The 10,858-nt window shown below is 74.5% G+C and carries 8 protein-coding genes; 2 read left to right on the top strand and 6 right to left on the bottom strand.

Annotation, left to right across the window (positions count from 1 at the left end; genetic code table 11):
• Both smc and AB0D28_RS26655 read right to left on the bottom strand, forming a co-directional pair.
• Positions 1 to 2,510: chromosome segregation protein SMC (gene smc / locus AB0D28_RS26660; RefSeq protein WP_357390113.1), on the bottom strand; the 2,510-nt coding region annotated here is incomplete at its 3' end.
• Between the two features lie 315 nt (positions 2,511 to 2,825).
• Entirely contained in the window at positions 2,826 to 3,020 is a 195-nt protein-coding gene (locus AB0D28_RS26655; protein ID WP_013284566.1) for a hypothetical protein, read from the bottom strand.
• A 373-nt stretch (positions 3,021 to 3,393) separates the two neighbouring features.
• Between AB0D28_RS26655 and AB0D28_RS26650 the strand changes: the two genes are divergently transcribed.
• Together AB0D28_RS26650 and AB0D28_RS26645 are read left to right on the top strand one after the other, a co-directional pair.
• Positions 3,394 to 4,539, top strand: a complete 1,146-nt coding sequence (locus AB0D28_RS26650) for a CAP domain-containing protein (RefSeq protein ID WP_357390111.1) — start codon at positions 3,394 to 3,396, stop codon at positions 4,537 to 4,539.
• A 77-nt stretch (positions 4,540 to 4,616) separates the two neighbouring features.
• Positions 4,617 to 5,486, top strand: a complete 870-nt coding sequence (locus tag AB0D28_RS26645) for an endo alpha-1,4 polygalactosaminidase (protein ID WP_357390109.1) — start codon at positions 4,617 to 4,619, stop codon at positions 5,484 to 5,486.
• A gap of 211 nt (positions 5,487 to 5,697) precedes the next feature.
• On the opposite strand, the gene AB0D28_RS26640 is transcribed toward AB0D28_RS26645, so the two are convergent.
• The 4 genes from AB0D28_RS26640 to AB0D28_RS26625 form a co-directional block, all read right to left on the bottom strand.
• Positions 5,698 to 7,920 (bottom strand): MMPL family transporter, encoded by a 2,223-nt coding sequence (locus AB0D28_RS26640; protein ID WP_357390107.1) that lies wholly within the window; start codon positions 7,918 to 7,920, stop codon positions 5,698 to 5,700.
• A 239-nt stretch (positions 7,921 to 8,159) separates the two neighbouring features.
• On the bottom strand, positions 8,160 to 9,017 hold the full coding sequence (gene mutM, locus AB0D28_RS26635; protein WP_357390105.1) for a bifunctional DNA-formamidopyrimidine glycosylase/DNA-(apurinic or apyrimidinic site) lyase: 858 nt from the start codon (positions 9,015 to 9,017) through the stop codon (positions 8,160 to 8,162).
• The gene (rnc, locus tag AB0D28_RS26630; RefSeq protein ID WP_357390103.1) at positions 9,010 to 9,801 is read right to left on the bottom strand and encodes a ribonuclease III; all 792 of its coding nucleotides are present in this window, start codon (positions 9,799 to 9,801) and stop codon (positions 9,010 to 9,012) included. Before rnc ends, mutM begins: the two co-directional genes overlap by 8 nt.
• A complete protein-coding gene (locus AB0D28_RS26625; protein WP_357390119.1) occupies positions 9,798 to 10,757 on the bottom strand; it encodes a phosphate acyltransferase PlsX in 960 nt (319 codons plus the stop codon). Before AB0D28_RS26625 ends, rnc begins: the two co-directional genes overlap by 4 nt.
• Between the last annotated feature and the right edge of the window lie 101 nt (positions 10,758 to 10,858).

The following is a 10,858-nucleotide window of genomic DNA, read 5'->3' as shown; positions in this document are numbered from 1 at the left end:
GCGGCGGCGCGCTCCCGCGCCGCCCGCTCGGCGGTGGCCTGCCGGGCCAGCGAGTCGGCCCGCCCGGCGATCGAGGCCACCCGCTCCTCGGCGGTACGCACGGCGAGCCGGACCTCCATCTCGTTCTGCCGCGCCTGCGGCACCATGGCGGCGAGCTGGTCGCGTTCCTCGGTGGACGGTTCGGCGTCGATCGGGGTCGCCTCGGCCAGCCGCAGCCGTTCCTCCAGCTCGGCGAGCGCGGCGAGATCCCGTTCCCGGGCCGCCTCGGCGCGGGAACGGGACTCGCCCAGCCGGTCGGTCTCCGCCTTGGCCGAGCGGGCGGCGGCGCCCAGTTCGGCGAGGCGGCGCGCGGCGGCGTTGCGGTGGCTCTCCGCCTCCCGCTTGGCGGCGGCGGCGTGCTGCACGGCCTCCTTGGCGGTGGCCACCTCGGCGCGCGCCTCGGCCAGTTGCTCCCGCAGCTCGGCGGCGGTGCGTTCGGCGGTGGCCCGGTTGGCCCGCGCCTCCTCGACGGCGGCCTGCACCTCGATGAAGCTGGGCGCCTTGGCCGACCCGCCCGCAGCCGCGTACGCGCCGACCACGTCGCCGTCCGGGGTGACCGCGCGCAGCTCCGGGTTCGCCGCGACGAGCGCGGACGCGGCGGCCAGGTCGTCGACGAGCGCCACGTCGCGCAGCGCCCGGTGCACGGCGGGGCGGATCGCGGCCGAGCACTCCACCAGGTCGGGGGCCCAGCGGGTGCCCTCGGGCAGCTTCGGGCGCAGCGCGTCGGCGGAGCCGTCCATGCCCGGTCCGGCGGGGCTGCCGACGAGCAGCCCGGCCCGCCCGGCGTCGGAGATCTTGAGCAGCCGCATCGCCTCGACCGCCTCGTCCACGCCGCTGACCGCCACCGCGTCGGCCAGGCCGCCCAGCGCGGCGGCGAGCGCCGCCTCGTCGCCGGGGGCGACGGTGAGCAGCCCGGCGAGGCTGCCGAGCAGGCCGGGCACCTGGTCGGCGCGGGCCAGCAGCTCACCGGCACCGTCCTTGCGGCGCAGGCCCATGGCGAGCGCCTCCTCGCGGGCCTTCCAGGTGGCGGCGTCCTTCTCGGCGGCGCGCTCCCCGTCGGTCAGGCTGCGCACCGCCGCCTGGGCCCGCTCGTGCACGGCCACCGCCTCGTCGTGCCGGGCGTCCAGGTCGGCGTTGTCCCGGTCGGCCTCTGTGGACTGCTCGGCGACCGCGTCCAGGTCGGCCTGCGCCTTCTCGGCGCGGCCCAGCGCGTCGGTGTGCGCGGCGGCGAGCCGTTCGATCTCCTCACCGGCGCTCGTGGTCCGCGCGCGGGCGGAGTTGACCTGGCCGGTGAGGCGGGCCAGCCCTTCGCGCCGGTCGGCGATCGCCTTCGCGGCGGCGACCAGCTCCCGCTCTGCGGCGGCGAGCTGGCGTTCCAGCTCCTGTCGGTGCTCGACCGCCTCGGCCAGGCGGATCTGGTCCTCGGTGAGCGCGGCGCGCAGTTCCTCCTCCTGCTCGCGGATCCGCCGCGACTCCGCCTCCAGCTGCTCCGGGTCGCGCCCGGGGCGCTCGTCGTCGCCGGCGGCGCTGAGATGACGCAGCCGCTCCCGGGCCAACTGCTCGATCGAGCGGAACCGCTCCTGGAGCGCGGAGAGGCGGTACCAGGTGTCCTGCGCCGCCGCGAGCAGCGGGGCGTCCTCGGCCAGCGCCGCCTCCAGCTCGCCGAGGCGGCCCTGCACCTCGCCGTGCTCGGCCTCGATCAGCTCGCGCCGCTCGCGCAGCGCGGTCTCGTCGGCGATCTCCTTGTCCAGCGTGGTCCGCAGCGTGTGCAGGTCGTCGGCGAGCAGCCGCAGCCGGGCGTCGCGCAGGTTGGCCTGGATCGCGGCGGCGCGGCGGGCCACCTCGGCCTGCCGGCCCAGCGGCTTGAGCTGGCGGCGCAGCTCGGCGGTGAGGTCGGTCAGGCGGTTGAGATTCACTTGCATCGCGTCGAGCTTCCGCAGCGCCTTCTCCTTGCGCTTGCGGTGCTTGAGGACGCCCGCCGCCTCCTCGATGAACGCCCGCCGGTCCTCCGGCTTGGCGTGCAGCATGCCGTCGAGCCGGCCCTGCCCGACGATGATGTGCATCTCGCGGCCGATGCCGGAGTCGGACAGCAACTCCTGGATGTCCAGCAGGCGGCAGGAGTCGCCGTTGATCTCGTACTCGCTCTCGCCGGACCGGAACATCCGGCGGGTGATGGAGACCTCGGTGTACTCGATCGGCAGCGCGCCGTCGGTGTTGTCGATGGTGAGGGTGACCTCGGCCCGGCCCAGCGGCGCCCGCCCGGCGGTGCCGGCGAAGATGACGTCCTCCATCTTGCCGCCACGCAGCGCCTTCGCGCCCTGCTCGCCGAGCACCCAGGCGATGGCGTCGACGACGTTGGACTTGCCGGAGCCGTTCGGGCCCACCACGCAGGTGATCCCGGGCTCCAGCTTCAACGTCGTGGCAGAGGCGAAGGACTTGAAGCCCTTCACCGTCAGGCTCTTGAGATGCACCTTCTCGATCCTCGTCCGGTGGCCGCCGTACCGTCGCCGGCTGCGCGGACCTGGTGAACCCGCAGACTAACCCGGGACCGCGACGTCGCCGCGACGCGACCCACCCGACGCCCGCGGTGTCCGTTTTCCGCCCGGCCGTCGCGGAGGGAACGGAAATGCATGATCACAATTACCGGGCGCAATTCCGGGCGGTTTCGCAAGATCGAGAATTACGGCGGGAACCACGAAAAGGGGTACGCACATGGCTGCGCGCCGGCACTTGAGTGTCGGCGCGCTTTTCGGTGTGGTGCGATTCAGTTTTCCGGCGACTGGAGATCAGGTCAGCGCGGGCTCGGCAAGACGGAGGAGGTCGTCGGCCTCCGCCGCTGCCGCCGCGAGCCGATCGTTGTCGGCACGCAGACGCGTGATCTCGAACTCCAGTGCCTGAACCCTGGCACGCAGACGGGTGACCTCGTCGAGCAGACGCCGGTCGGGCGCTGCACTTACGTGGCCGTAGAGGGCCTTCGCCATGCTGAACTCCTTGATGTGCGCTGCCGGAAAGGCCGGCCAACGCGCGCCCATGATGTTCGCGGCTGCCATTCCCGTTGCATCGGGGCATGACTGGGCGCGACTGGCGACACCTACATATTGAGCCGAAAACCCCTCCGGCGTCAAGTTGACCAAGGCCGTAGATCATCTCCACGTCGGCCGGTCCACTCGTCAGGGGGCTGCCAGAAGGCGCGGACACGCTCTGTCCGGACGCCTTTACTGTACGCCCGGAACGCGCGAACGCCGCACCCTCCGAGCCCGCTTCGCCTTAACTCTTTCTTAGCCACGTTGCCGCAGCTCCGGACGCGCCCGTAGCGTCACCCCGGCCCGCAACCGACCCGTGGAGGGGACAGGCGTGTACCGCTGGAACGACCCGATCGACCCGGAGGGCACCGCCCGACGCCCCGAGCAGCCGACCGACGAGGGTCCGGCGTGGCTCAGCGACCGGCCCGAGCCGCGGTCGTCGTACCTGTTCGGCGACGGTACACAGCAGCCGCCCCGCGACCGCTGGAACGGCGAGGAGCAGCCCACCGCCGCGTGGCAGGGCGAGCAGCCCGCGTGGCAGGGCCGGCAACAGCCGGCGGTGTGGCAGGGCCAGGAACAGCCCACCGCCTGGCACGGTCACGAGCAGCCGGCCGCCTGGCACGGTCACGAGCAGCCGGCCGGCGGCTGGGAGCAGCCCACCGCGACCTGGCAGCCGGCCACCGACACCCCGGCCGACGAGCGGCGGCGCCCGAAGCGGCGCCTGTCCCGGCCGCTCGTGATCGGCGGGGCCGCCGCCGCGGCGACGCTCGTGGTGAGCCTCGGCGTGGGCGCCGTCCTGCTGCCCGGCGGCGACCAGGGCACGAAGCGCACCTCCGCCGACGCGCCGGTGGCCGCCGCGCCGCAGGGGCCCGAGGGCACCGAGGAGGCGCCCGCCGACGTGCTCGCCCCGGAGCCGGCCAGCCCGTCCGCCGTACCGACCACCGCCGCGCCGAGCCCGACGAAGAAGGCCACGCCGAAGCCGAGCCGCAGCACCGCGCCGTCACGGCAGCAGGAGCGCAGCAGCGCCCCGGGCGGCGGCTCGTCGAGCGGCGGCACCGGGGGCACCGGCACCAAGGCCGCCGCCACGACCGGGCTCAGCGCCGAACTCCAGCAGGTCGTCACGATCGTGAACCAGGAGCGGGCCAAGGCCGGCTGCAAGGCACTGACCGTGAACGCCAAGCTGAACCTGGCCGCCCAGCGGCACAGCCAGGACCAGGCCGACCACAAGAAGATGGACCACACGGGCAGCGACGGCAGTCAGCCCTGGGACCGGGTCAAGGCCGCCGGTTACTCGTACAGCATGGTGGGCGAGAACGTGGCCTGGAACTACCAGACCCCGGCCGCGGTCATGGAGGGCTGGATGAACTCCGAGGGCCACCGGAAGAACATCCTCAACTGCTCGTACACCCAGATCGGGGTGGGCGTGGCGCGCAGCAACGGGCCGTACTGGACGCAGGTCTTCGCCACCCCGCGCTGACCGCGCGTCGTGACCGACCCGGCGCTCGTTGACCCATCGGGGGCGGCGCCGGGCCGCCCGCGTCCGGGGAGCTGTCGATGCGGATCCGGCCGGTGTGGGCCGTGCCGCGCCCCCGGCCGGCCCGCGTCCGCCGACGTGGTCCGCGCCGGGGCGTGGCGCTCGCGCTGACCGCCCTGCTGCTGGTCCCGGTGCCGGCCTGCCGCCGGCCGATCACCCCGCCCGGCGCACCGACGCCCTGGCCGGCCGCGCAGGCCGACAGCTGGCGGTGGCAGTGGCAGCTCACCACGCCGGTGGAGGTCGCTGTCGACGCCGACGTCTTCCTCCTCGACCCGGTGGCGGCCACCTCGGCCGAGACCGCCGCGCTGCGCGGGCGGGGCCGCCGGCTGGTCTGCCACGTCCGGGTCGGCACGTACGCCGCCGATGACCCGGACGCCACCCGCTTCCCCGCCGCCGTGCGCGGCGCCGCGGTGCCGGGGCGGCCGGGGAGCCGGTTCCTGGACGTACGGCGCTGGGACGCGCTCGCGCCGGTGCTGGCCGACCGGTTCCGGCTGTGCCGCGGCAAGGGCTTCGGCGCGGTGGCCCTGGCCGACGCGGACGGCTACCGGCACCGCACCGGCTTCCCGCTGGACTTCGACGACCAGCTGCTGTTCAACCGCCGGCTGGCCGGGCTGGCCCGCGAGCTGAGCCTCTCCCCCGGCCTGGTCGACGACGTGACACAGGTGGCCGCGCTGGCCCCCGACTTCGACTTCGCGGTCAACCAGGAGTGCGTACGCCGCCGCCAGTGCGCGAAGCTACTGCCGTTCGTCGACGCCGGCAAGCCCGTCTTCCACGTCGAGTACACCGGCGAGCCGGCGGACTTCTGCGTCACCTCGGTCGGCTACGGCTTCGCCTCGATCCGCAAGGATCGGACGCTGGACGCCTGGCGGGAGCCGTGCGCGCTGCCGTGACGCCTCGGCGTGTTCCGCGCTCAGCGGGGTGGCCAGGTCCTCCGGCGGCCTGCCCTCGGCCTCGACGCAGCCTCCCGGCCGGGCAGAAGTACGGAAGCCGTATGCCTGAGAGTCATGATTATGACTCCCAGGCATACCCGCCACATGTGGATGCCGTCTCGGCGGGCGGCACGGGCCGGACCGGGTGTCGAGCCCACCCCGGCCGGCCGGGTCAGCGGGCGCCGACCAGCTCCGGCGCCGGTGCGGGCGGCGGCTCGACCGCCGGGGCGGCGGTACGGCGGCGCATGAAGCGCGGCGCCCACCAGTTCGCGTCGCCCAGCAGCGTCATCACCGAGGGCAGCACGACCGCGCGGATGATCGTGGCGTCCAGCAGGATCGCCGCCGCCAGGCCGATGCCGAGCTGCTTGAAGTCGATCATGCTGAGCGTGGCGAAGATGGAGAACACCGCCACCATCACCACCGCCGCGCTGGTCACCACACCGGCCGAGGAGGTGATGCCGTGCGCCACCGCCTCCCGGTTGGGCATGCCCCGGTCGACCGCCTCGCGGATCCGGCTGACCACGAAGACGTGGTAGTCCATGGACAGTCCGAACAGCACCACGAACAGGAACAGCGGCAGCCAGGTGACGATCGCGTCCATCGAGGTGAAGCCGAGCAGCCCCTCCGCCCAGGTGCTCTGGAAGACCAGCACCAGCAGCCCGTACGCGGCGCCGGCGGAGAGCAGGTTCAGCACGATCGAGGTCAGCGCCACCACCACCGACCGGAACGTCCACGCCATCACCAGGAACGTCAGCGCCAGCACGAACGCCGCGACGACCGGCAGCTTCGCCCAGATGTGTGCGGCGTAGTCCTCGCTGGCGGCCACGCCGCCGCCGACCGCGTACTCCACGCCCGGGATGCCGCCGAGCGTGGCGGGCACCAGGTCCTCGCGCAGCTCGTGCAACGACCGGGACGCCTCGTCGGAGCGGCTGGCGTGCGGCGTGGCCACCTCCAGCACCGACACCCGCCGGTCCGCCGACACCTGGATCTCCGGGCCGTCCCCCTCGGCCGGCGCGAAGAGCGGGTCGGCGGCGGTACGGCCGGCCAGGTCGGTGAGCGCGGCCCGCACCCGGTCGGCCTGCTCGGCGGGCGCCCGCACGGCCACCGTGTGGCTGGTGCCGTTGCTCGGGAACGCGGCGGTGAGCCGGTCGTACGCCTGCATGGCGGCGGTGGTGCGTGGCACGTCCTCCGCGCCGGGGAACTTCAGCTTCATGCCGAGCGCGGGCGCGGCGAGCGCGAGCAGCAGCGCGACCGAGATCAGCAGCGTGGCCACCGGCGCGCGCAGCGCCGGCTTGAGCACCGCCGGCCAGAACCGGGGCCGGGCCGGCTGCCCGTCCCGCCCGTCACGCGGGGCGGTGAGGCGCCACAGCAGCGGCACCCGCGGCCGGTCCACCCAGCGGCCCAGCTTCGCCAGCAGCGCCGGCAGCACGGTGAGCGAGCCGATCACCGCGACCGCCACCACCAGGATCGAGCCGACCGCCAGCGAGGAGAAGATCGCGTCCTGGGCGAGCAGCAGACCGCCCATCGAGATGATCACGGCGGTGCCGGAGACCACCACGGCGTGCCCGGAGGTCTCCGCCGCGATCTCCACCGCGTCCAGGCCGGACCGGCCCTTCGCCCGTTCCTCCCGTTCCCGCCGCACGTAGAACAGCGAGTAGTCCACGCCGACCGCCATGCCGATCAGCAGGATGACGCTGGCCGTGGTGTCGGTGGCCGGCACCAGGTGCGAGGCGAGTGTGGACAGACCCATCGCCGCGGCCACCGAGGAGAGCGCCAGCAGCACCGGCACCCCGGCGGCGATCAGCGCGCCGAACGCGATGATCAGGATGGCCAGCGTCACCGGCAGGCTGAGCAGCTCGGCGCGCTTGAAGTCCTTGCCGAGCGTGTCGTCGAGCGCCTTGTCGATGGACGGGCCGCCGACCTGCTCCACCCGCAGTCGCGGGTGCGCGTCCTGCACCTTCGCGGTGGTGTCCCGCAGCGGCTGCACCCGGTCGCCGGCGGTGCCCGGGTCGCCGGACATGGTGATCGGCACCAGCAGCGCGCTGCCGTCGCGCGACGGCATCGGCGTACCGATCGAGGCCACGCCGTCGACCTGCCGCAGCCGGTCCGCCGCGTCCTGCGCCGCGGCCTTCGCCGCGGCCTGGTCGAGCGAGCTCGAGCGGGCGGTGATCAGCACGTTCTCGGTCGCCGGCCGGTCGAACCCGCCACTGTCGACGATCAGCTGTGCCTGTCCGAACTCGCCGATCGCCTGATCCTCGTCGGTCGCCTCGTTCAGCCCGGCGGCGCTGCCGCCCACGAAACACACCGCCACGAAGACCACCCACAACGCGATCGCGCGCCACGGATGCTCCGCACTCCACCGTGCCAGCCGCACAGTAACCGGTCGCCTGCCCATGTCCCGGGTTCCACCCTCCTGATGCCGGCCCTGTGCCGACCCCAGATGACGCTAGGCAGCAGGCGGGGCCCCGGCATCGGGGAACGGCCCCCGCTCGTCCCCGATCCGGCGGGAGCGGTCCGAGCGGCCGGAACCGGCCGCGCGGACCGGGCGGAAAAGGGCATCTCCGGGTACGCTCCGGCGCGTCTCCGGGGACCGTCCGGCGATGCACACCGGTGCAACCCCGAACCGGCTCGGGGTCATCCCCGGAGGGTGCCCCTGGGCCGGGGCTGGCATCGCGGGCAGCTGTAGGAGGAGCGGTTCATGAACGCCTCCCGCCGGATCGGCGCGCCGCAGCGCGGGCAGGGCTCCCCCTCCCGGCCGTACGCGTTCAGCGACCTGTCGAAGTAGCCGCTCTCGCCGTTGACGTTGACGTACAGCTCGTCGAAGCTGGTGCCGCCCTGCTTGATCGCCTCGGCGAGCACGTCCCGGACGTGCCCGAGCAGGCGCAGCGCGGCCGGACGGGTGAGCGCGTCGGCCGGGCGGGTGCCGTGCAGCTTCGCCCGCCACAGTGCCTCGTCGGCGTAGATGTTGCCCACCCCGGAGATCAGCGTCTGGTCGAGCAACGCGCGTTTGATCTCCGTACGCCTGCGGCGCAACGCCGCCACGAACGCCTCGTCCGAGAACTCCGGGTCCATCGGATCGCGCGCGATGTGGGCGATCTCGGCGGGCAGCTCCGCCCCACCGGCGGACACGGACAGCCCGCCGAACGTGCGCTGGTCGACGAAGCGCAGCTCCGGCCCGTCGTCGGCGAACCGGAACCGGACCCGCAGGTGCAGCTCGTCGGCCGCGCCGACCGGCTGCAACAGCAGCTGGCCGGACATGCCGAGGTGGCCGATCACCGCGTCGCCGCTGTCCAGCGGCAGCCAGAGGTACTTGCCCCGGCGCCGCACGCCGGTGACCGTCCGGCCGGCGAGCACGTCGGCGAAGTGCGCGCCACCGGGCGCGTGCCGGCGAACCGCCCGGGGGTGGCGCACCTCGACGGCGGCGATCCGCCGGCCGATCACCCACTGCGCCAGCCCCTGCCGGACGGTCTCGACCTCGGGCAGCTCAGGCACGGCCGGCGCCCGCCTCGACGTCCGCCGCCTCGTCCCGGGCCGCGGCCTCGGCCCGCGCCGCCGCCTCGGCCTCGGCCTGCTCGTTCAGCGTCCGCCAGGCCGACTCGGCCGCGCGCTGCTCGGCCTCCTTCTTGCTGCGTCCCTCCGCGCCGCCGTAGCGGTTCCCGGCGACCACCACCCAGGCGGTGAACGTCTTGAGGTGATCTGGCCCGGTGCCCTCGATCCGGTACTCGGGCACGCCGAGCCCCAGCGCGGCGGTCAGCTCCTGGAGGCTGGTCTTCCAGTCCAGCGCCGCGCCCCGGCCCGCCGACTCGGCCATCAGCGGGTCGAACAGCCGGTGGATGACGATGGCCGCGGTGTCCAGGCCGTACTGGAGGTAGATCGCGCCCAGCAGCGCCTCCAGCGTGTCGGCCAGGATGCTCGCCTTGTCCCGTCCGCCGGTGGCCTCCTCGCCCTTACCCAGCAGCAGGTACGCGCCCAGCCCGTCCGGGCCCAGGCCACGCGCCACGTCGGCGAGCGCCCGCATGTTGACCACGCTGGCGCGCAGCTTCGCCAGCTGCCCCTCGGGCAGGTCGGGGTGGTTGTGGAACAACGCGGTGGTGATCACCACGCCGAGGACCGAGTCGCCCAGGAACTCCAGCCGCTCGTTGGTGGGCAGGCCGCCGTTCTCGTACGCGTACGAGCGGTGGGTCAGCGCGCGTTCCAGCAGTTCCGGGTCGAGCGACACCCCGAAGGCCGCCTCCAGGTGGCCGACGGGAGCACGCCGCCGCTTGTCGTTGGTCATGGTGCTACCTCGGTGTCGTGTCGGTCAGGTGCGAGATCGTGCGGGATGCCGGCGAGCAGCGTGCGGACCGTCCCGGCGGCGTCGCGGCGCCACAGGTGGGCGGCCAGCGCGATACCGGAGGCGACGTCCTCGGAACCGGCCGCGCCGTGGCACACGACCACGGTGCCGCCCACCCCGAGCAGGGCCGCGGCACGCGGGGCGCCACCGCGCGACGGCGGGCCGCCGGCCATGGCGTACGCGCCCTCGATGGCCTTGAGCAGGACGTTTCCGGTGAAGCCGTCGGTCACCACGACGTCGGCGCGGGCGCCGAGCGAGATGTCGTACCCCTCGACCAGGCCGACGTAGCGGCCGTCGCAGGGCAGCGGCGCGGCGGCGAGCGCGGGCGCGGCGACCCGGCGCAGCCGGTCGCCCTTGCCGGTCTCGTGGCCGACGGAGAGCAACCCGACGCGGGGTGCGGTGACGGCGTGTGCCACCGACGCGTAGGCGGCGCCGAGGAGGGCGTGCCGGGCCAGCGTGGCGGGGCCGGGTTCGAGCGTGCCGCCGACGTCGAGCAGCACCACAGGTCCCTCGACGGCGGGCAGCGTGGCGGCGAGCGCGGGGCGGCGGATCCCGGTCCAGCGGCCCAGGCCGAGCGCGGCGGCGGTGACAGTGGCGCCGGTCGAGCCGGCCGAGACGACCGCGTCGGCGAGCCCGTCGCGGACGGCCTGCACGGCGGTGCGCACCGTGCTCTCGCCACGGGCGGCGGTGGGGTGGTCGGCCATGCCGACGGCGGTCCGCACCGGGCGGACCGTGACCCGGGCGCGCTGGGCCGGTTCGAGCGCGCCGATCAGCTCGTCGGCCACCTCGATCGGGCCGACGAGCATCAGGTGCAGGGCGGGGTCCGTGCGTACCGCTCGCAGAGCGCCGTCAACCACGACGGCGGGAGCATCGTCCCCGCCGAGGAGGTCGACGGCGATCCGCGCGGTGCCCGGCTCCGACGGTCCGCCGGCCGGAAGCCGGTCGGCGGCGCAGGGAGCCGGGGCACCGGGCGAGAGCCTTGGTGCGCGCGTCACCCGAC

The sequence above is a fragment of the Micromonospora sp. NPDC048169 genome (assembly GCF_040652815.1).
GTDB lineage: Bacteria > Actinomycetota > Actinomycetes > Mycobacteriales > Micromonosporaceae > Micromonospora.
This window is presented reverse-complemented; position numbering and strand designations above follow the sequence as displayed.